Origin of the sequence: Hyphomicrobium sp. (genome assembly GCF_036833075.1) — a bacterium.
Lineage (GTDB): Bacteria > Pseudomonadota > Alphaproteobacteria > Rhizobiales > Hyphomicrobiaceae > Hyphomicrobium_C.
Window position 1 is genome coordinate 25955 of sequence record NZ_DAITQL010000032.1, and the last position, 19611, is coordinate 45565.

Annotated in this window: 19 protein-coding genes, 2 tRNA genes and 2 pseudogenes; 10 read left to right on the forward strand and 13 right to left on the reverse strand. The window is 63.9% G+C overall.

Annotated features, from left to right (window positions below; translation table 11 throughout):
• Window positions 1-504 precede the first annotated feature (504 nt).
• The 4 genes and pseudogenes from V7082_RS11070 to V7082_RS11085 form a co-directional block, all read right to left on the reverse strand.
• Window positions 505-1107 carry an ANTAR domain-containing response regulator gene (locus V7082_RS11070; protein ID WP_334148485.1) on the reverse strand — a complete coding sequence of 201 codons (603 nt, stop codon included), beginning with the start codon at window positions 1105-1107 and terminating at the stop codon, window positions 505-507.
• 129 nt (window positions 1108-1236) lie between these two features.
• Window positions 1237-2388, reverse strand: coding sequence for a transporter substrate-binding domain-containing protein (locus V7082_RS11075; RefSeq protein WP_334148487.1), 1152 nt, complete (start codon window positions 2386-2388; stop codon window positions 1237-1239).
• 591 nt (window positions 2389-2979) lie between these two features.
• Window positions 2980-3159: a hypothetical protein gene (locus V7082_RS11080; RefSeq protein ID WP_334148489.1), complete on the reverse strand. Its 180-nt coding sequence runs from the start codon at window positions 3157-3159 to the stop codon at window positions 2980-2982.
• Window positions 3160-3501: 342 nt separating this feature from the next.
• Window positions 3502-4297: pseudogene (locus V7082_RS11085) on the reverse strand (SDR family NAD(P)-dependent oxidoreductase).
• A gap of 102 nt (window positions 4298-4399) precedes the next feature.
• Here V7082_RS11085 and V7082_RS11090 point away from each other — a divergent pair.
• Window positions 4400-5390: pseudogene (locus V7082_RS11090) on the forward strand (GlxA family transcriptional regulator).
• Window positions 5391-5489: 99 nt separating this feature from the next.
• Here V7082_RS11090 and V7082_RS11095 read toward each other — a convergent pair.
• Window positions 5490-5574 (reverse strand) — tRNA-Tyr (locus V7082_RS11095).
• A 218-nt stretch (window positions 5575-5792) separates the two neighbouring features.
• Between V7082_RS11095 and rlmB the strand changes: the two genes are divergently transcribed.
• The gene (rlmB, locus tag V7082_RS11100) at window positions 5793-6647 is read left to right on the forward strand and encodes a 23S rRNA (guanosine(2251)-2'-O)-methyltransferase RlmB (protein ID WP_334148491.1); all 855 of its coding nucleotides are present in this window, start codon (window positions 5793-5795) and stop codon (window positions 6645-6647) included.
• A gap of 60 nt (window positions 6648-6707) precedes the next feature.
• Here rlmB and V7082_RS11105 read toward each other — a convergent pair whose 3' ends face one another.
• Together V7082_RS11105 and V7082_RS11110 are read right to left on the reverse strand one after the other, a co-directional pair.
• Window positions 6708-7022 (reverse strand): hypothetical protein, encoded by a 315-nt coding sequence (locus V7082_RS11105; RefSeq protein WP_334148493.1) that lies wholly within the window; start codon window positions 7020-7022, stop codon window positions 6708-6710.
• Window positions 7023-7212: 190 nt separating this feature from the next.
• Entirely contained in the window at window positions 7213-7584 is a 372-nt protein-coding gene (locus V7082_RS11110) for a hypothetical protein (protein WP_334148495.1), read from the reverse strand.
• 171 nt (window positions 7585-7755) lie between these two features.
• Between V7082_RS11110 and galE the strand changes: the two genes are divergently transcribed.
• Window positions 7756-8733 (forward strand): UDP-glucose 4-epimerase GalE, encoded by a 978-nt coding sequence (gene galE / locus V7082_RS11115; protein WP_334148497.1) that lies wholly within the window; start codon window positions 7756-7758, stop codon window positions 8731-8733.
• 73 nt (window positions 8734-8806) lie between these two features.
• Window positions 8807-8881, forward strand: a tRNA-Thr gene (locus V7082_RS11120).
• 166 nt (window positions 8882-9047) lie between these two features.
• On the opposite strand, the gene fae is transcribed toward V7082_RS11120, so the two are convergent.
• Window positions 9048-9581 carry a formaldehyde-activating enzyme gene (gene fae / locus V7082_RS11125; RefSeq protein WP_334148499.1) on the reverse strand — a complete coding sequence of 178 codons (534 nt, stop codon included), beginning with the start codon at window positions 9579-9581 and terminating at the stop codon, window positions 9048-9050.
• 205 nt (window positions 9582-9786) lie between these two features.
• Between fae and V7082_RS11130 the strand changes: the two genes are divergently transcribed.
• Entirely contained in the window at window positions 9787-10647 is an 861-nt protein-coding gene (locus tag V7082_RS11130) for a TIGR01459 family HAD-type hydrolase (RefSeq protein WP_334148501.1), read from the forward strand.
• A gap of 60 nt (window positions 10648-10707) precedes the next feature.
• On the opposite strand, the gene ribA is transcribed toward V7082_RS11130, so the two are convergent.
• A complete protein-coding gene (gene ribA, locus V7082_RS11135) occupies window positions 10708-11343 on the reverse strand; it encodes a GTP cyclohydrolase II (protein ID WP_334148503.1) in 636 nt (211 codons plus the stop codon).
• A gap of 153 nt (window positions 11344-11496) precedes the next feature.
• Here ribA and bglX point away from each other — a divergent pair, with 153 nt between their 5' ends.
• A complete protein-coding gene (gene bglX, locus V7082_RS11140) occupies window positions 11497-13704 on the forward strand; it encodes a beta-glucosidase BglX (protein WP_334148505.1) in 2208 nt (735 codons plus the stop codon).
• A 36-nt stretch (window positions 13705-13740) separates the two neighbouring features.
• Here bglX and V7082_RS11145 read toward each other — a convergent pair whose 3' ends face one another.
• The 3 genes from V7082_RS11145 to V7082_RS11155 form a co-directional block, all read right to left on the reverse strand.
• Window positions 13741-14148 carry a VOC family protein gene (locus tag V7082_RS11145; protein ID WP_334148507.1) on the reverse strand — a complete coding sequence of 136 codons (408 nt, stop codon included), beginning with the start codon at window positions 14146-14148 and terminating at the stop codon, window positions 13741-13743.
• Window positions 14149-14961 carry an enoyl-CoA hydratase gene (locus tag V7082_RS11150; RefSeq protein ID WP_334148521.1) on the reverse strand — a complete coding sequence of 271 codons (813 nt, stop codon included), beginning with the start codon at window positions 14959-14961 and terminating at the stop codon, window positions 14149-14151. It lies immediately after the preceding gene.
• A 62-nt stretch (window positions 14962-15023) separates the two neighbouring features.
• Entirely contained in the window at window positions 15024-15587 is a 564-nt protein-coding gene (locus V7082_RS11155; protein ID WP_334148509.1) for a hypothetical protein, read from the reverse strand.
• A 452-nt stretch (window positions 15588-16039) separates the two neighbouring features.
• On the opposite strand from V7082_RS11155, the gene rplM reads away from it, so the two are divergent.
• From rplM to argC, 4 genes are all read left to right on the forward strand, one after another.
• On the forward strand, window positions 16040-16501 hold the full coding sequence (gene rplM, locus V7082_RS11160; RefSeq protein WP_334148511.1) for a 50S ribosomal protein L13: 462 nt from the start codon (window positions 16040-16042) through the stop codon (window positions 16499-16501).
• A 3-nt stretch (window positions 16502-16504) separates the two neighbouring features.
• On the forward strand, window positions 16505-16984 hold the full coding sequence (gene rpsI, locus V7082_RS11165; RefSeq protein ID WP_334148513.1) for a 30S ribosomal protein S9: 480 nt from the start codon (window positions 16505-16507) through the stop codon (window positions 16982-16984).
• Between the two features lie 145 nt (window positions 16985-17129).
• The gene (locus tag V7082_RS11170) at window positions 17130-17858 is read left to right on the forward strand and encodes a TerC family protein (protein WP_334148515.1); all 729 of its coding nucleotides are present in this window, start codon (window positions 17130-17132) and stop codon (window positions 17856-17858) included.
• Window positions 17855-18784, forward strand: a complete 930-nt coding sequence (gene argC, locus V7082_RS11175) for an N-acetyl-gamma-glutamyl-phosphate reductase (RefSeq protein WP_334148517.1) — start codon at window positions 17855-17857, stop codon at window positions 18782-18784. Before V7082_RS11170 ends, argC begins: the two co-directional genes overlap by 4 nt.
• Window positions 18785-18995: 211 nt before the next feature.
• Here the strand turns inward: argC and V7082_RS11180 are convergent.
• The coding region (locus V7082_RS11180) for a COX15/CtaA family protein (RefSeq protein WP_334148519.1) at window positions 18996-19611 on the reverse strand (616 nt) is incomplete at its 5' end.

The following is a 19611-nucleotide window of genomic DNA, read 5'->3' on the forward strand; positions in this document are numbered from 1 at the left end:
ATCTCGATGGTACAAAACACAAAAAGCCCTGCAGGTTTCCCTACAGAGCCTCTTTGCCCATATATATATTCATCGCACCCTTGCGATGAAATACTCGTATGTCATACAGAAAAAAACGAGTCAATAATATTTTGCTATGATGCCGGTGTTTTTTTCTATCGAAGCTGCAATGCAATATTGCAATGCGGAATTGTTATGCAGCGCACTATAGTACCGCAATTTATAGTTGTGATTTTTATTGCAAGCAATACCTCGTGCGCCCGAGCCACGACTGATCTGAAATCTCCAAATGGCGTCACCTTCAAACTCTGTAGAATCAAAAGAATTGGGCACGTCCTCGACGCGCCAGCAGACTATGACCCCATCGCATTCGACTGCGCCTTAGGTCCCCTCGCGCAATCCTTTTCTCCAGCGCCGAAATAGCGCGAACGATGCGGTGGACGCACCCGATCCCCAAGCGCTATTTTTATGCTTTTCCAGGAAGTTGACAGAAAGAAATTCGACTTAATTGCTGGGCAGAAGATTGAGCATATTGTTGGCTCTGATAACCGATTCGGCAATTTCTTCAATAGTGGTGCGATTGTTCATCGCCTGCTCGCGGAGCGTGCTATAGGCGACTTCTTCAGACACCTTATTGGCCGCCATTAGGATCGATTTTGCCTTATCTATGTTGCGTTGCGCCCGGAGTTTTGCGGTCAGGCGATTGATACGGAGACGGAGTCGCGCTTCACGGCGATGATTGTTGACACTGAGCATTACGCTTGAAAGAATACCGAGGGGTTGCAGGGGGAGACTGATTGCTGCCTGCGCGCGAAAACGCAGCATTTTTTCGACGACGATGGGGTTTTCGTAATCCACAATGGCGATGAGGACGGCATGCGGGTCGTCTGCGTTCCAGTTCAAAGCGATGTTGTCTTCGACGAGCGGGCGCGCGGCAACGAAAACGACGTCGATATCCTGTGGAATTTGCTCCGGCGGCGGCCAGTTTCTGCGGACAAGGCACCCGATGCGATTGAGATGCTGCCAAAGCTCCTCGCCCTCGCAACTTTCAGGCTGAAGCAGGAGCACGCGCAGCTTCCGAAGATCCTTGACGACGACAGGATCCATTTGGTCGTCGGGCCGCAAGTGGGACGGAGGAACTATCATTGTGTCGGTCCTCGCCGTGTGGACGACGGATGCGTGCGTCAGGATCGGCCTTCGTTGAGCGACGTCGGCGAAACCCCATGATCGGAAATGCTAGATATAGGCTGCGACCGATCGATCATCCTGTGGCGCTCGATAGAAACTGGCGAGATAGGGATCCGGGGCTATTCGCCCGTATGTCGCCACGATATCGAACTGGCCGTCATCGCGGGCGCGTCCTATCTTGGGCCAAACGTGGGCATGTGCACTCGAGGGATCGAGTCTCACCCGCCCCTGCGGCGCATTGAATTCTGTTCCGAGAACGGCGGCGCGAAGGTCGTCGACGTTGTCGGAATTAACCGCACGGAGCGCCTCTGCGATCATCAGCACCTGAACGTATGCCGCTTCCCAGCACATATTTGTCACCACCGGTCCGCCGACCTTGCGTCTGTATCTTTCAAGGCAGGCAGCGTTCTGAACGCTTTCATGAGATTGGAAGTAGGTCGCCGACGTTATATGACCGGCTCCGACGTCGCAGCCCATTGCCTGAATATCGGTTTCGCTGGTGGTCAAACTGGCGATCGGCATCACTTTCGACGACAGTCCGGCCTCGGCAAAGGCCTGATAAAAGCGAACGATGCTTTGACCGACGAAATTGCAGAAAATAACGTCCGGCTGACGGGATTTGATGTCATTTATGAGACCTGAAATGGCTTTGCGGGGGGCGTCGAGCTTGAGATATGCGCGCCCGGCGATCTCACCGCCATCCTGCAGCACCATCTCGGTCATGATGCGATCCGATTCGCGCGGCCAGATATAATCCGAACCGACCATGTAGAACCGCTTTCCAATATATCGCAGAAGGTATTCGCCCAATTGGAAGCTGTTCTGGTTCGGCACTGCTCCGAAATAGATAGCGTTGCGCGAATATTCGAAGCCTTCATATTGTGCAGGGTAACAAAGCAGCGCATTCTGGCGATCAACCGCACGCAACGCCGCCTTGCGGGAACTCGACATGTAACAGCCGAAAATGATCCTGGCGCCGTGCTCGACGAGAAGCTGCTTGGCGAGATAATAGTAAGCCGTTAGATCTCCAGCCGGATCGAGGTGAATGGGAACAAGCTCACGCCCGTTTATTCCTCCCGCGGCGTTAACCTCGTCGATCGCGAATAGCGTGGCATCTGCCATGCTACTTTCCATGACGGACGTCAGGCCAGTTCTCGAAAACAGAACACCGATTTTTATCGGCCTATCGAACAAGCCCATCCTCCATCAGCCGCAGCAGATACCAGGCGCGTTAATTTAGAAACGCAAAAAGGCGCTCTATGCAGAGTCTCCTGCACGAGAGCGCCTTTGCTCGTCCGATAACCTCGACGTTATCGTAGGAAAGTATGACGTGACGCGGGTGGCATGTCAACTTGTTTCGGGTCGTATCGTCGCATCCGCGCAACATCGCGAACCGAACAATGATCAAATTATGAGCACGACGTCCGGCGACTTACAGGCCTGTCGGTCAAGATAAAATATATGCTCGAAATGACTACGATGCCGGAGCCTAAGAGGGTCCAGCGATCCGGAACGTCACCAAATACAAAATATCCGAGCGCAACCATTACGAGCAGTTGCCTGTAGAGAAAAGGCGAGATTGAGGACACGTCCGCCAGCCTGTGGGCGAGAAATGAAGATGTAGTGGCCTATGCCGCCGAAGAGCCCGAGAAGGGCGAGCAACAACCATGTCAGCACACCCTCGGGTGGTATCCACTGCACGAACGTGAGCGGTGCGCACAAGACCGTGCCGGCCAGCAAAAGAGTAAACCAGCGTGACGGCGGACGGATCGTGAGCCACCAGATAGCGCGTCAGAAGACGTAGCGAGCCCATACGACCTGCAAGACGGAAAGGTCTTTACGCGTGATCAGATACTTCGCCGTGGTATCGAGCAGCGCGAAGAGAGAAACGGCAAGCACCAGCAGGGCGACGGCGCGCAAGCGGTCCGCAGGATGAGACACGCGGATCTGAACACTCGCGGTGTCATCCATCGCCAGACCGCGATCGTGTACGCGGCCTCGCAGCACACCTTACGATTGCAGGAGGGCGCGTCGGCGCGCGCGCTATTTGTACGCTGGAGCAACCGTAGCCAGGAGTTGCGGCGCAGACCTTCGACGGCGTGAACCAGGCAGACGGTGCCCTGATCGTATCGCGACGGCGATACGATCAGGGCAAAGGTACATTCCTGGGATATCTTGAGGGGCATCGCGCGGGCCGCATCTAGGTTGGGGCCCCGTTGCCGGTGCCCGACACCTAACATCTCCGGCGAAGGGATTAATCGATCCGTTGGTTGGCGGGCGGCTGCGAAACATCCCGGACAGTGCGAAAGCACTTCACCCGTATCTCGCGGCCGGCTTTGCGTTGCCGAACTTCTTCGACAGCTCACGGCGATCCGCTTCCCACTTCGTCCATGCATCCCCATCGTGCAGGCTGGGGATTGTGACGAGTTCTCCGCCATCAAGCCCGGCAAGGGCCGCGTCGTCGACGCAATCTTCGGCCGACATCGTGATGGCGGCGGTCTTCTGCGCTGCGTAGCCGGCCACATCCCAGAATTCCGTGGCCGTGGCACCGGGCAGAACGGTCTGCACGCGCACGCCTTTGTCCGCGAGGTCCTTCTGAAGCGAATGGCCGAAGCTGATGACGTAGGACTTCGACGCGCTATACACGCCATTCAGCATCTCGGCTGCAATGCCGACAACCGAAGCGATATTGATGATCGTGCCGCTGCCGCGGGCGGCGAACGTCGGCGCGACCGCGTAGGTGAGCCGTGTCAACGCCGTGATGTTCAGCGCGATCATGTCGGTGACGGTGTTCACGTCAGCCTGCAGGATCGAGGGCGACCGAGCCCACGCCGGCATTGTTGACGAGGAGGGTGATGGATTTGTCGTCCCTCAGCAGAGCCTCAACCTTGGCGAGGCTCGCGCTATCGCTCAGGTCCGCCGGAACAACTGTAACCTTGCGGCCCGTTTTGCTCTCGACGCGGCTGGCCACCGCTTTCAGACGCTCTTCATTTCGCGCCACGAGGATCAGATCGTAGCCGCGCTTTGCGAGTCGGTCGGCGTAGACCGCACCGATGCCGGACGACGCGCCTGTCACGACCGCAACGCCTTTGGAAGCCGGGCTGCTCATTGGATGTCTCCTTCTATCGTGTTGCTGCAAGAGACATACGCTTGCGAGCGCGCGACCTAAATGTCATATATGCGTAAATTTAGGACATTAGGTCCCTGAGCCATGCGCCGTATCACGTTCGTCGTCTATCCCGGGTGCTCAGCCATCGCGCTGGCCGCGCTGTCGGTCTTCGAAACAGCCAACATGTTCGAGAAGCGGGGCCTATTCCTTTCGCTTTGTTTCGGAGACCGGTGGCGCGGTCAGCACTTCGCTGAGTCTGCAGCTCGAGACCGAACGGTTCAGCAACAAGCCCGGCAACACGCTCATCATCGGCGGCGGCGCAACCTCGCGGGAGCCGCCTCGTCCTGCCATGACCAAGTTTGTTCGCGCGGCGGCGCGCGCGCATCGGCGTGTAACGGCGATCTGCACGGGAGCGTTTGTACTAGCGGAAGCGGGCCTTCTCGACGGGCGCCGCGCGACCACGCACTGGCTTTATGCGCGCGAGCTGCAGAAGCGGTTTCCAACCGCGAGGATCGATGAAGATCGGATCTTCATCAACGATGGCCCTATCTGGACTTCGGCCGGCATGAGCGCCGGCATCGATCTCGCCCTCGCACTTGTTGAAGATGATCTCGGAGCCGAGGTCACAAAATCGGTCGCTCGAAAGCTGGTTCTCTATCATCGGCGAGGCGGCGGACAATCTCAGTTCTCGACGCTCCTCGAACTGGCGCCGAAGTCCGATCGGATTCAGACGGCCCTCGCCTTTGCGCGCGAGAATCTCCACACGCCGCTGACCGTGCCCGAGCTTGCCGAGGCGGCGCATCTGAGTCCGAGGCAGTTCAGCCGCGCGTTTCGAGCGGAAACCGGACAATCACCGGCGAAGGCGATCGAGAACCTTCGTGTGGAGGCGGCACGAACCCTCATGGAGCAAAGCAGGCATCCGATCGAGGTCGTGGCGCGCCAGACCGGGTTCAGCGATCGAGACCAGATGCGCCGCGCCTTTCTGCGTGCCTTTGGACAACCCCCGCAAGCGCTACGGCGCAATGCGCGAAACGAGGCAAGGGACTCGCAGGACCAAGTGCGGCTCGATCAATCCCGAGCATCTCAAGCTTAGCCGTGACCAAGCGTGCGCGGGTAAGACAAATAGTGTCAATGAATCTAGATGCTTAGCTTACGGGAAGAGACAGGTTGGCATGACCTGAAATTGGAGGACTGGTGGAGGGGGCTGGATTCGAACCAGCGTAGGCGAAGCCAACGGATTTACAGTCCGTCCCCTTTAGCCACTCGGGCACCCCTCCGTGACCAATCCTCGTGCGCCGGGCTGGCGCCGCGCCGTCGCGCGCCGTTCATCGCCATCCCAGTGCTCAAACAAAATCGCCCTGCGCTCGCCGAGCGGCAGGGCAACGCCCGTCCTTATGGTAATCCGCCCTTCCGATGTCAATTGGAAAAGCGCGCTAAAACCCGTATGGCTTCGGGTCCGAACGAGGGCTTGCGGCGCGGGGAGGCGAAGGGGACGATGGCAGGCGGCACTGCCGGAAAAAAGGGGGCTCGAAAGCCCTATTTCCGCGGGAACAAGGGCCCCGCGCGGGCCTCCCGCGCCGGCATGCCCAAAGCCGGCGGGCACGGCGCGACGCCAGCCGGCGACGGGCTGGTGCGGCTGTTCGGCAGCCATGCGGTCGAGGCGGCCCTCGGGAACCCGCGTCGCCGGGCGGTGCGGCTGCTCGCAACGGAGAACGCCGAGCGGCGGCTGGCCGAGGTCATCGCAGCAAAGGGCGTCGCGGTCGACCGCGCTACACCGGGCGACCTCGATCACCTGCTCGGCGCGGACACGGTGCACCAGGGGCTGCTTCTCGAAGCGGAGCCGCTGCCGGAGCCAAGTCTCGACGAACTCGTCAGAGCTGCCGAGCGGTCGGGCCCGCTCGTGCTCCTCGACCACGTCACGGATCCTCACAACGCCGGGGCCGTGCTCCGGTCCGCTGCCGCCTTCGGAGCCGCGGGGCTCATCGTCACGCGCCGGCACAGTCCGCCGCTCAACGGTGTGCTGGCGAAGGCGGCGTCCGGTGCGCTCGATCTCATTCCCGTGCTGCCAGTACAGAACCTCGCGCGCACGATGCTCGACCTCAAGACGCTCGGCTTCCGGCTGATCGGGCTCGAGGGAACCGCGTCGGCACCACTCGAGGACGAGACGTTCAGTGGGCTCTCGGCACTCGTGCTCGGCGCGGAGGGAAAGGGCCTGCGCGAGCTTACGCGAGAGACCTGCGACCGGCTGGTGTCGATCACGACGGCAGGACCGCTCGCCAGCCTCAACGTGTCGAATGCCGCAGCCGTCGCACTGCATTGGGCGGCTCTTCAACGTCGACGGAGCATATGAGAAAGGCGGCGCACCCGGCACCGCCTCTCAATCTCACTCCGCTCAAGCTTACGATCAGGATCAATCGCAATACGTCGGGCGCCAGCAGGTCCAGCGGCCGCCGCGGCAGACCGTATCGCCCCAGCTGTTGGTGTAGCAGCGGCGGTTCTTCCAGCCGCACTCCTCGGGGCCGGGATGGCAGCGTTCGCGCGCATAGTAATAGTCGCGATCGCGCTCGTGGGCATAGGCGCCGAGCAGGCCCAACCCGATGATGCCAGCGGCCACACCGGCCGCGACCCTTCCACCGTGGCCGGCCTCGGCAGGCTGCATCGTCGACACCGTGACGCCGGCGACAAGCATCACCGCCATCAGCGCGCTCATAATCTTCTTCATCATGGGTCTCTCCCCAAGCCGTTCCCGTCTCCGCCGACAACGCAAAACAGCGGAAAAAAGTTCATGCGAGCAGAAAACATATGAGCAATGAATTGGGCATGAACGCGGAGCCTTCGTGCCGGAAAAGCGCCAAAAAGCCGCTTTCACAGCGGCATTCCGGCGTCGTGCATTGACTGCGCGCGAGCCGCGCGACCTAACGACGACGGACCCTGCGGCCTTCGCGCGTCGGATAACCCCACGCCTGATAATAGGGCGGCAACGCCGCATAGGGGCGGAAGCGATCGCGACGATACCGCAGCTCATGCGTGGGGCGCCAGTGGCCCGAGTTGTAGTACGGATAGTAGCGGGGCTTGGTCGCATCGTAGGCGTGGGGGTCGTAGCGCCAGTCCGAGCGATAATGGCGATGATAGAAGGGAGTGTGCGCCTCCGCCCAGCCACGGTGATTGTAGCCGGAATGATGCGGGTGGTGATGCTGAACATGGCGACGATGGCCTGCCTCGGCGGCAGCCGGAATCGCGGCCAATCCAACGGCAGCCACGAACAGGGCAATGACCCGTAAACGCATGACAGAGCTCCTCGCTGTCGATCTGAGCAAAATTCTCCATCACATTATGCCAAAAGGCATAACATTGCTTTAACTTCGCCCGACCCTCACGGCGTCAACCCTTTGTTTACCGTCCTGCACGCCGCGCAGGGCGGCACTCTTTATGAACCAGTTCCGTGCTAAGTGGCCCTCATGACCGTACTCGTCACAGGCGGCGCCGGATACATCGGCAGCCACATGGTGCTGGCGTTGCTCGACGCCGGCGATAGCGTGGTGGTCGTCGACAACCTGTCGACGGGTTTCCGCTCGGCCGTGCCGGCTCCCGCCGTGCTCGTCGAAGGCAATTGCGGCGATCAGGATCTCGTGCGGCGCGTCATCGCCCGGCACAACGTGCGGGCCATCATCCATTTCGCCGGCTCGATCGTGGTGCCGGATTCGGTCGCCGATCCGCTCGGCTACTATCTCAACAACACCGTGAACTCGCGCGCGCTCATCGAGGCGGCGGTGAAGGGCGGCGTCAAGCCCTTCATCTTCTCCTCGACGGCAGCCGTCTACGGCAATCCGAAGGCGATCCCCGTCAAGGAGGACGCGGACCTCAAGCCGGTCTCTCCGTACGGCACATCCAAGCTCATGACCGAGCTGATGCTGGCCGACACGGCCTTCGCACACGATTTCCGCTTCGTGGCGCTGCGCTACTTCAACGTTGCCGGCGCGGATCCTGCGGGGCGGGCGGGGCAATCCACACCGCGCGCGACGCACCTCATCAAAGTCGCGTGCGAGACGGCGCTCGGCAAGCGGCCGGCCATGGACGTGTTCGGCACCGACTACGCGACGGCGGACGGCACCTGCGTGCGCGACTACATTCACGTCACGGACCTGGTTGCCGCGCACATGGCGGCGCTCGCCTATCTCGAGGGCGGCGGCGCATCCGACGTCTTCAATTGCGGATACTCGTCGGGCTATTCGGTGATCGAGGTGATCGAGGCCGTGAAGCGGGCGGCGGGCGCGCCGTTCCCGGTCAACCTCGCGCCGCGCCGGCCGGGAGACGCGGAGGCCATCGTCGCCGACTCAGCGAAGATCCGCGGTCGGCTCGGCTGGCAGCCGAAACTTGCGAACCTCGACCTCATCGTCGCCCACGCGCTGGCCTGGGAACGTGCGCTCGAACGGTGAGGCGGAAGGGGCTTTTTCGCGCCCGACAAGTTCTGTACAAGGGGCCAACGCGCGTGTCCCGCGCCCGCGCCAGGCCGGCATAGCTCAGTGGTAGAGCAGCGGTTTTGTAAACCGTTGGTCGGGAGTTCAAATCTCTCTGCCGGCACCAGTCTTTTAGAACAAGCGCTGTCTGATCCCATATGCGCCTCGCCGCGCGGAGAAGCGTGCGGACGGATCTGGAGTGCGGTGTTCCGATTCACCGCGCTCCAGCTTTGATGAGACGTGACGCCCGATAGGGTCCGAAGCGTCACGGTCGAGACGACCTCGCTTCGAGGTCAGTCGAGAACGCCTTCAAGAGCGTAGTGCTGGATCTTGTCGCGGTTGGCGATCAGCTCCTTGACCGTCGGCTCGCCCTTCATGGCGCGGCCGATCGCGATCTTCGTCGCCTCGTAGTTGGTGCGGTAGAGATCCTTCTTGTCGAGGTTCGGATCGTCCGGGCAGCGCGGGTCGAGCCAGACCGTGATGATCATGCAGACCTCGTCTGCGATCTCGGGCGGCAGGATGCCTTCCTTCAGACAATCGACGATCGCATCGCCCAGCGCGGCCTGCACGACGCCGCCGAAGAGATCGACATAGGCGGCATTCGGAATGGTGACCTTCGAGGTCATCATCGTGGCCGGCCGAACCATCTGGTTGAGGTCGCGGATCACGAAGAAGCGCGTGTGGCCGACGGCCTGACCCATCATCGACGCGAATGCCGTACCGACCGGCCCTTTCACCGAGCCGATGACAACCTCGGGCATAGCGTCCGTGACCTGCCCTTCCTTCGCCAGAACGGTTGCCTCACCGGCGCGAAACCAGATGTCCATCGTGTTTTCTCTCCTCATGGCTTGCCGTGATCGACGGCACGGTACTCCGCATATCGGGCTTCACGTGAGGGCTCAAGCATTCCAGCGCACACGGTGCCGGGCCGGCTCCAATGGAACGAAAACAGATGACGGCCGGCCGAGAACGGGCTTAAACCGCCGCTGCTCCTTTCATCTCCTGGATCACCCGATGCCTTCAGAAATGCGCATGCCGCCGATCATTACCAGCGCAGAGCCGATTCTCACGCGTTACGAGGTGCTGTTCTGCGACGTGTGGGGCGTCGTGCACGACGGCGTCCGCGCCTACCCACACGCGGTCGATGCCCTCCTCCGATTCCGGGAGCGCGGCGGCACGGTGGTGCTCCTCACCAACGCGCCGGTGCCCGTGCACCGCGTCGAGGCGATGCTCGAGGCGCGGCACGTCCCGGAGGAGGCTTACGACGCCATCGTCTCCTCGGGCGAGATCGCGCTCGCCCACATCGCGGAGAAGGGCTATCGCACGGGCTATTTCATCGGCCCTCGGGTGCGCGACGCGGCGTTCTTCGAACGGTCGGCCGCGGCGGAAGCGCCGCTGGAGCGCGCCGAGGCGATCCTGTGCACGGGGCTCACGGACGATGTCAACGAGACGGTCGAGACCTATCGCGACGTGCTGACGCAGGCACAGGCGCGCGGCCTGCCGTTCGTCTGCGCCAATCCGGATCTCGTCGTCGATGTCGGCGGACGCCTCTTTCTCTGCGCCGGCGCGCTGGCCGATGCTTACGCGCACATGGGCGGGACGGTCTTCTGGGCTGGCAAGCCGCATGCCTCGGCCTACAGCACGGCGAAGGCTGCGGCCGAACGCCTGCGCAAGGCGCCGGTCGAGCTGAGCAGGATCCTCGTCATCGGAGACGCCGTCCGCACCGACCTTACGGGCGCCGAGCGGGCCGGGATCGACGCCCTCTTCGTTGCCGGCGGCATCCACCGCCACGAGACGATGACGGACGGCGCCATCGCCCCCGACAAGCTCGCGGCCCTATTCGTGCCCGGCACGCCGCCTGCGCTCGGCGCCATGGCAGGGCTCGCGTGGTGATTTCATCTCCCGCGTGACGGAGGGCGCACCCTCCGAAGCGAGACCGGACGGTGAGAAATCCTAGAGTTTGTGCGACATGCGGCGGCGCTTGGTGTCGAGATAGCGCTCGTTGTGGGTGCCAGGTTGCACGACCACGGGAACGCGGTCCACGATCTCGACGCCGGCTTCCTCCAGCGCCTCGATCTTGGCCGGATTGTTGGTCATGAGCCGGATCCGCGTGAAGCCGAGATCGTGCAGGATTCCGGCCGCCAGCTCGTACTCGCGCGCGTCGATCGGCTCGCCGATGCCGATGTTGGCGTCGACCGTATCGAGCCCCTGGTCCTGCAGCGCATAAGCCTTGATCTTCTTGAAGAGGCCGATGCCCCTGCCCTCGTGGAACGGCAGATAGATGAGAACGCCGTTGGGCGTCGCCGCAATCCGCCTCAGCGCGGCTTCGAGCTGCGCGCGGCAGTCGCAGCGGAGCGAATGAAAGATGTCGCCCGTGACGCATCCCGAATGCACGCGCACGAGCGGAATCTCGGCCGCCTCCGCGCCTTCGCCGTGGTTGATCAGGGCCATGGCCTGGGTGTGCTCGTCCTTGCCCTGGTAGGCGCGCGCCTCGAGCACGACCTCGCGGCCGTCGAGATCGATCGGCAGCATGGTACGGGCTGAAAGATCGGTGTCGAACGTCTTCTTTTGCACGCCGGTCAGCGGCATCTCGGTCTCCTCAATCTTGACCGGCTCTTTTTGGAGAGGTCGCGGCAGGGAATATCTTGTAGCACATCAGCGCGTTCACAAGATGCGAAATGGACGCGCGGGGCTCCTCTCCCTATACCATGCCCTGGTCGAGATCAGCGAGGGCCCTCGTCGATGCGGTTACTGCGTATCTTTCTGTTCCTGCTCCCCTCTTTCGCATCCTTCCCGGCTCATTCGACCCCCTCCCCCACCCCTCCGCCGGCGCGTGCCGTGGAGGCGGACATCGAGGCCAAGGTCTCGGCGCTGATCGCCCGCATGACGCTCGCGGAGAAGATCGGGCAGCTCAACTTTCCATCCCTCGCCTTTCCCTACGAGTCCCAGCTCGAGGCGGTCAAGCAAGGGCGCATCGGCAACATGCTGAACGTGGTCAACCCCGGCCATCTCCGGTCGTTCGAGGCTGCCGCCCGAGGGTCCCGCCTCAAGATCCCCCTCCTCTTCGCCATCGATGCCGTCCACGCCTTCCGCGTCACCTTCCCGGTGCCGATCGCGTGGGCGGCGACGTGGCGGCCCGATCTGGCTGAGCTCGCGGCGGAGATGGTGGCGCGCGAGACGGCGCAGGACGGCATCAATCTCACGTTTGCGCCGATGATTGATGTCTCGCGCGATCCGAGATGGGGGCGCGTGATCGAGGGCGCGGGAGAGGATCCGTTCCTCGCGTCCGCGTTCGCCGCGGCGCGGGTCAGGGGCTATCGCAAGGGCGGCCTCGCAACAGCGGCGAAGCATTTCGTGGGCTATGGCGCGCCGGAAGGCGGACGCGACTACAACGGGGCGCAGATCTCGATCGCCGAGCTCTTCGACCGCTACATCCCTCCGTTCGAAGCCGCCATCGGTGCCGGAACGGAGACGGTGATGGCCTCCTTCAACACCGTCAACGGCGTGCCCGTCACCGCCAACCGCTGGCTCCTCACCGACGTCCTCAGGGAGCGACTCGGTTTCGGCGGCATCGTCATGTCGGACTTCTTCGCGGTCCCCGAGCTCATGAACCACGGCGTTGCTGCAGATCTCGGGCAAGCCTCCCGCAAGGCGCTTCATGCCGGCATCGACCTCGACATGGCGGGAGAGGCCTATCGCCGCCATCTCGGCACGGAGGTCGCCGCAGGGCGGGTCTCCATGGACGAGATCGATGCGGCCGTGCGCCGGGTGCTCACCGTCAAATACCGGATGGGGTTGTTCGAGGACACGCCGGGCGGCGCGCGCAAGATCCCGTCGGCGGTGACGGACGCGCGCGTGCGTGCGGCGGCGCGGGCGGTCGCGCGCGAGAGCTTCGTGCTGGTCAAGAACAGCGGGGCGACGCTGCCGATCACGCCGCAATCGGGAACCGTCGCTCTGATCGGGGCGGCTGCGACCTCGATCAGCGATCACTCCTGGTACGGGCCGGCCCGTCTCGAGAAACCCAAGACCGAAACCCTCGAGCAGGCACTCAGACGCCGAATCGGAGCGACGCAGACCCTTCTCTTCGCGGCAGGCTTCGCGGACGCATGCGGCCACGCCTTCAAGGACAAGGCGGAGGCCATCGCGACGGCACGGGCCGCCGATCTCGTCGTGCTCATTCTTTCGGAGGACTGCGCGGTCTCGGGCGAAGGCGCCTCGCGGACGGACCTCGGGCTTTCGGGCGTGCAGGAGGAGATGCTCGACGCGCTGGCCGAGACCGGCAAGCCTATCGCGCTCGTGGTGGAGACGGGACGTCCCCTCGCCCTCACGTCAGCGCATGAGAAGGTTGCGGCCCTGATGATCGCCTGGCACCCGGGGACGGAGGGGCGCACGGCGCTGGCGGAGGTCCTTGCCGGAGAGATCGCGCCGTCCGGCAAACTGCCCATGACCTTCCCGCGCTCGGTCGGTCAGGTGCCGATCTCCTACAGCGACCTGCCGACCAGCCGCCCCGCGACAGCCGACCGCTATACAACGGGGTACGTGGACGAGAAGCCGACGCCGCTCTATCCCTTCGGGCACGGGCTCAGCTACACGACCTTCTCCTATTCGGGGCTCGAGATCAGCGCCCCGCGCATGACGCGCGACGGCGCGATCGAGGTTCGCGTCGAGGTCGAGAATACGGGACCGCGGGCCGGCCAGGAGGTCGCGCAGCTCTACACGCGCCAGCTCGTCGCGGAGCGGTCGCGGCCGTTGCGCGAGCTCAAGGGCTTCCAGAAGATTGCGCTCGCGCCAGGCCAGCGAAAGACGGTGCGCTTCACGCTCAAGGCTTCCGAGCTCGCCTATCACGACGACGCGGGCCGGCCCGTCGTCGAGCCGGGCCGGTTCCGCGTGTTCGTCGGCAGCAGCTCTACGGCCGAGCTCGCGGGCAGCTTCGAGATCGTGGCCGACTAGCGGCCGCCGATCAACCGCGCGTGTCATACGGCAGCGTCACCCGGCCCGCAGCGTCGAGCGGCATGAGCGGGTTGCAGGCGACCTCCCACAGGTGGCCGTCGGGGTCTGCGAAGTAACCCGTCTGCCCGCCCCAGAAGGCTCCGACGTCCGCACAATCCTGCCGCCGGCCGCTTCCGCCTCCGCCAGCACGCGCGCGACCTCCTCAATAGTCGGGACGTTGTGGGCCATGGCGATCCCTCGGAAGCCCGCACCCTCGCTGGAGATGCCGGCGTCCTTGGCGAGGTCGGCACGTCCCCACAAGGCGAGCACGACACCGCCTGCGTCGTAAAACGCCACGTCATCGGTCGAGGCCAAGGATGGCTTGAAACCGAGCTTCTCGTAGAAGGCCCGCGCGCGGGTGATGTCAGCAACACCGAGCGTCACGAAAGACAGGCGCGGTTCCACCTAGCACCCCTTCCAGACCGGAGGCCGCTTCTCCAGGAACGCGCCGATTCCCTCGGCAGCGTCGCGCGCCATCATGTTCTCGACCATGACGGATGCGGCGTAGGCGTACGCCTCGGCGAGCGGCTGTTCGATCTGCCGGTAGAAGGCTTCCTTGCCGATGGCGACGGTCACACGCGATTTCGCTGCAATGATGCGTGCCATGCCGAGCGCCTCCTCGCGCACGCGCGCGAGGGGGACGACGCGGTTGACGAGGCCGTGGCGCTCCGCGTCCTCTGCCGACAGCATCTCGCCAAGCAGGAGCATCTCCATGGCGCGCTTGCGTGACACGTTGCGCGCGAGCGCGACCATCGGCGTCGAGCAGAAGAGGCCGATGTTGACGCCCGGCGTGGCGAACGTGGCCGTGGTCGCGGCGACGGCGAGGTCGCATGTGGCGACGAGCTGGCAGCCCGCCGCGGTGGCGACGCCTTCGACGGCGGCGATGACCGGCTTGGGACTGCGCACGATGCCCTGCATGAGACCGGCGCACGCCTGCATCGTCTCGTCGTAGAAGGCACGCCCCCCGTCAGCATCGCCGCGGTGGCGCATGAGCTCCTTGAGGTCGTGTCCGGCGCAGAACGCCGGGCCCGTCGCCGCGAGCACGACGGCTGCGACATCCGGGTCTTCCGACAGCGCCCCGATGGCGTCGTCGAGGGTTGCGATCATGCGGCGCGAGAGACTGTTGCGGGAGGCCGGCGCATCGAGGGTCAGCACGGCGATGCCGGCTTCTGGCCGCGAAACCCGAACGAGCGCCGTCCCATCGCCGGCGCCCGCCAGCGGGGCGGATGTCTTTTCGGTCTCGCTGGTCGACACCGGGCGGTCTCCGCAGATCAGGCCGCCTATGGCGCGGGCGGCTCGCCATCTTCCGGACCGCTCTCGCCGGCCTCGTCGGGGATCAGCGCCTCGATCTCGGCAACGTGCTTCTTCACGACCTCGATGTTGCCCTTGTGCTCGAGCGGCTTCGAGGCGGCGATCTCCTGCGTCAGGTCGTCGACGGCCAGCTTCTTGTCCTCGGCCGGAATGGTGTCGTCGGCCTTGATGTCCTCGAGCTCCTTTTTCATCTTCTCGATCGGGTCGGTGAAGGCGCCCGTGGAGCGGTCGAGGCCATCGAGGACGAGGGTGATGTTCGCGCCGACATCCTCGAACTCGGCGAAGCTCGCGAAGCCGTGCTTCTTGGCGATCTCCTCGAGCTCCTTGGTCAAGGCCACGTCCGGCTGATCGCCGCCTTCGACGAGCTTGCTCGCGAGCGGCGCAAAATCCTTCTGAGCGGCGATGAAAGCCATGACCTTCTCGTCGCTCAACTCGATCTGCTTGAACTCCTGCGCCGCGGCCCCCAGCGCCACACCCGCGCTCAGGCCGAAAACCAGCGCCAGCGACTTGAGGCGCGAAAGAAACATGCTCATCAGGCTCAACCTCCCATTCCCATACCAGGATCGCGCTGCCGCCCCGGCGCGCCGCGATTGCCCGAACCTAAGATCAGAAGTGAGACCGATCTAAGAACGGGCGACGCCGGACCTCGGGTCTCCTGGCAACGCGGGGCCGGTCAGCACGAGGCTGGCCCGGATCCCGCATGAAAAAGCTGAGGCACGTCGCATGCAATGGGCTACACCGGCCGGGCAGCGGCGGCAATACTCTCCGGGCCGAACGGAGGAGCGGATACTGTCGTTATGAGGTAATATATAACCACATATGAGGTTATGTATTACCTCAATATGTATCTTATTGTTTTATCTTGATTATTTATTTCTATCCGTAAATTGACGGACACGACGATGTCACGTAATGAGTGCGCTTCGCAACCGGGGCTTTTCATGTCGCCGGTCCTTCCAACACTCAGGCCGGAGCCTATCCCGCCATGAAGACATTCGTCGCCAAGCCCGGCGAAGTGGAAAAGAAGTGGGTGGTGATCGACGCCGAGGGCCTCGTCGTCGGGCGTCTCGCCACCATCATCGCCACGCGCCTCAAGGGCAAGCACAAAGCCATCTATACTCCGCATGTCGACTGCGGCGACAACGTCATCGTCGTCAACGCCGAGAAAGCCGTCTTCACCGGCAAGAAGCACGACGACAAGATCTACTATCGCCACACCGGCTATGCGGGCGGCATCAAAGCCACGACGCCGCGGCGCATCCTCGAAGGCAAGTTCCCCGAGCGGGTGATCGAGCTTGCCGTCGAGCGCATGCTCGCCCGCGGCCCGCTGCAGCGCCGCCTGATGCGCAATCTCAAGATCTACAAGGGTGCCGAGCATCCGCACGCGGCGCAGACGCCGACCACGCTCGACATCGCGAAGCTCAATCGCAAGAACTCGAGGGCATAAGCCATGGTGCAGGAAACCAAGTCCCTGGACGATCTCGGCGCCCTCAAGGGGGCTGTCTCCGCAGAGGCGCCCGTGCACGTCCAGAAGCTCGACAGCCTCGGACGCGCCTACGCCACGGGCAAGCGCAAGGACGCCGTCGCCCGCGTCTGGATCAAGCCGGGCAAAGGCGTGATCACGGTCAACAAGAAGGACTACAAGCAGTATTTCGCGCGCCCCGTGCTGCAGATGCTGCTCCAGCAGCCGCTCGCGGCCGCCAACCGCGCAACGCAGTTCGACATCGTCGTGACGGTGGCGGGCGGCGGGCTCTCGGGCCAGGCCGGCGCGGTGCGCCACGGCATCTCCAAGGCGCTCACCTATTACGAGCCGGAGCTGCGCCCCGTGCTCAAGAAGGGCGGCTTCCTCACCCGCGACAGCCGCACCGTCGAGCGCAAGAAGTACGGCCGCATGAAGGCGCGCCGCAGCTTCCAGTTCTCGAAGCGCTAGAACGCCGCGCCTCCTTACGTGTTCTTTGCAACGGCCCGCCCTCGCGGGCCGTTGTTTTTGTACTAAATATGGTGTTGTTCTCTGCTGCCCATCGGACTGGCGCCGCATCAGGCGATCTCGCCGTCCTCCCCGAAAGGCGCCCTGGATGCTCGAAGCCCTGTTAACCGAGATCACCCACCTCGCAAGTCCTTCCTGGTGGGCCGCCAATGCCGTTCCCCTCTTCAACATCCTGATCATCGACCTGACGCTCGCCGGCGACAACGCCATCGTCGTCGGCATGGCAGCCTCCCGCGTCCACCCCTCTATGCGGGCCAAGGTCATCTTCTGGGGCATCGCCGGCGCGGTCGTGCTGCGCATCCTCTTCTCCGGCATCGCCCAGCAGATGCTGCAGGTCATCGGCCTCACGCTCGCAGGCGGCCTGCTCCTGCTGTTCGTCTCCTGGAAGATGTACAGGCAGATCGTCGACGGCCACGCGCACTCGATCGACGACGTCGAGAACCAGCTCGCCTCCAATACGGTGCCGCACAACGAGACCGGATTCTGGTCGGCGCTCTGGACCATCATTCTGGCCGACGTGTCGATGTCGCTCGACAACGTGCTCGCGGTCGCGGGCGCGGCCGGCGAATCGACGCTCGTGCTCGTGATCGGCCTCGCCATCGCCATCGTGCTGATGGCGGTCGCCTCGACCTACATCGCCAAGCTGCTCGCCCGCTACCCCTGGATCGCCTGGATCGGCCTGATCATCATTCTTTACGTCGCGCTCGACATGATCTACCGCGACAGCCACAAGATCGTCTGCGCCGCCTATGGCGTCGGCTGCTCGGAGACGATCTTCCAAGGCATCCTGCATCGGCTGGGGCTTCTGTGGCCATGACGAAGCGCATCTTCATCGACGGCGAGGCGGGCACCACCGGCCTCGAGATCCGCGAGCGGCTCGCCGCCGAGAGCGCCGTTCGCGTGGCCAGCATCGCGCCCGAGGCGCGCAAGGATCCTGAGGCGCGCCGGTCGATCATGGGCGAGGTCGACCTCGTCGTGCTGTGCCTGCCGGATGCGGCGGCCATCGAGGCCGTATCGCTCGCCGACCAGCTCGGCAACCGCGCGCCCCGGATCGTCGACGCCTCGACGGCGCACCGGGTGGCGGACGGCTGGGTGTACGGCTTTCCCGAACTCGACGCCGCGCAGCCCGATGCCATCCGCACGGCCAGCCGCGTTACCAATCCCGGGTGCTATCCGACCGGGGGCATCGCGCTCATCCGGCCGCTGGTCGATGCCGGACTGCTCCCGGCCGACTACCCCGTCACCGTCAATGCCGTCTCGGGGTATTCGGGCGGCGGAAAGTCGATGATCGAATCCTACGAGGTCGCGCATACGGCGCCGGACTTCGAGCTCTACGGGCTCGGCCTCGCGCACAAGCACGTGCCGGAGCTCACGCGTTACGGCGGGCTTTCGCGGCGGCCGCTCTTCGTGCCGTCGGTCGGGAACTTCCGCCAGGGCATGCTGGTCAGCGTTCCCCTGCATCTCGATACGCTGCCCGGGGCGCCCGCGGCCGACGACCTCCAGAACGCGCTCGAAGCGCATTACCGCGGCGCGGAGCTGGTGCGTGTCGCCCCTCAGGCCGAGGTCGCCAAGCTCGGCGGCAGGCTCGATGCGTTGTCACTCAATGGTACGGACACGCTCGAGCTTTACGTGTTCGCCAACGAGGCGCAGCGGCAGGTGGTGCTCGTCGCGCGGCTCGACAACCTCGGGAAAGGCGCGGCCGGCGCGGCGGTGCAGAACATCAAACTGATGCTCGGGCTTTGAAACGCGCCTGTCCCGGGGGATCTGTCACCCGGGGAACTGCACGCCTCGAAAGATCGAAGCACTCTCGGGCATCAACCGAAGGAGGGCTTTGACATGGCGCTGCTCACACTTGTCGTCCTGGTCGGAGGTGCGTTCGCGATCGCGGTGATCGCCTCGGAGCGGCATTTCAGCCATCCGCGCCGCCGCGGAAGGTAGTGCCCTTCGAGGGCGATCAGGCCGGCCGCGAGGCAACGTGAAGGTGGCGCACGGCCAGCACGAGCAGAACCGCCGCGCCCGCCTGGTGGGCGATACCGAGCCCGAGCGGCACGGCTTCGAGCAGGGTCCAGATACCGAGCCCGGCCTGAGCGATCACGCCGGCCGTCAGGAGCCCCGCCGAGGCGCGCGCCCGGCCCGCCGCTCCGGACGCGACGGTGCGCCAGGCCTCCACCGCCACCAACGCCACCATCAGATAGGCGACCAGCCGGTGGTTGAACTGCGCCGTCACCGGGTTCTCGAACGGGTTGTGCCACCAGGGCTCGATCGTCATCAGGTCGTAGGGAAGAAGCGCGCCGCCCATGCTCGGCCACGTGTTGTAGACGAGGCCACCCTTGAGGCTTGCGACGAAGGCGCCGAGCACGACCTGCAGAAAGATCACGCCGACGATCAGAAGCGGGAGCGTCCTCAGTCCGCGCGAAGCGCGCTCGTCCTTTTCGGGAATGCCCAGCTCGAAGGCGAGCCATACGACCAGCGCCAGGATCAGGAAGGCGACGGTCAGGTGCAGCGCAAGGCGGTACTGGCTGACGTCGACGCGATCGACGAGGCCGGACTTCACCATGTACCAGCCGATG

What these genes read in the sequence shown, in the direction of transcription:
- V7082_RS11070 (WP_334148485.1), bottom strand. Translation starts at nt 1,107, where the DNA reads ATGGATCCTGTCGTCGTCAAGGATCTTCGGAAGCTGCGCGTGCTCCTG.
- V7082_RS11075 (WP_334148487.1), bottom strand. Translation starts at nt 2,388, where the DNA reads ATGGGCTTGTTCGATAGGCCGATAAAAATCGGTGTTCTGTTTTCGAGA.
- V7082_RS11080 (WP_334148489.1), bottom strand. Translation starts at nt 3,159, where the DNA reads ATGGATGACACCGCGAGTGTTCAGATCCGCGTGTCTCATCCTGCGGAC.
- rlmB (WP_334148491.1), top strand. Translation starts at nt 5,793, where the DNA reads ATGGCAGGCGGCACTGCCGGAAAAAAGGGGGCTCGAAAGCCCTATTTC.
- V7082_RS11105 (WP_334148493.1), bottom strand. Translation starts at nt 7,022, where the DNA reads ATGATGAAGAAGATTATGAGCGCGCTGATGGCGGTGATGCTTGTCGCC.
- V7082_RS11110 (WP_334148495.1), bottom strand. Translation starts at nt 7,584, where the DNA reads ATGCGTTTACGGGTCATTGCCCTGTTCGTGGCTGCCGTTGGATTGGCC.
- galE (WP_334148497.1), top strand. Translation starts at nt 7,756, where the DNA reads ATGACCGTACTCGTCACAGGCGGCGCCGGATACATCGGCAGCCACATG.
- fae (WP_334148499.1), bottom strand. Translation starts at nt 9,581, where the DNA reads ATGGACATCTGGTTTCGCGCCGGTGAGGCAACCGTTCTGGCGAAGGAA.
- V7082_RS11130 (WP_334148501.1), top strand. Translation starts at nt 9,787, where the DNA reads ATGCCGCCGATCATTACCAGCGCAGAGCCGATTCTCACGCGTTACGAG.
- ribA (WP_334148503.1), bottom strand. Translation starts at nt 11,343, where the DNA reads ATGCCGCTGACCGGCGTGCAAAAGAAGACGTTCGACACCGATCTTTCA.
- bglX (WP_334148505.1), top strand. Translation starts at nt 11,497, where the DNA reads ATGCGGTTACTGCGTATCTTTCTGTTCCTGCTCCCCTCTTTCGCATCC.
- V7082_RS11155 (WP_334148509.1), bottom strand. Translation starts at nt 15,587, where the DNA reads ATGAGCATGTTTCTTTCGCGCCTCAAGTCGCTGGCGCTGGTTTTCGGC.
- rplM (WP_334148511.1), top strand. Translation starts at nt 16,040, where the DNA reads ATGAAGACATTCGTCGCCAAGCCCGGCGAAGTGGAAAAGAAGTGGGTG.
- rpsI (WP_334148513.1), top strand. Translation starts at nt 16,505, where the DNA reads ATGGTGCAGGAAACCAAGTCCCTGGACGATCTCGGCGCCCTCAAGGGG.
- V7082_RS11170 (WP_334148515.1), top strand. Translation starts at nt 17,130, where the DNA reads ATGCTCGAAGCCCTGTTAACCGAGATCACCCACCTCGCAAGTCCTTCC.
- argC (WP_334148517.1), top strand. Translation starts at nt 17,855, where the DNA reads ATGACGAAGCGCATCTTCATCGACGGCGAGGCGGGCACCACCGGCCTC.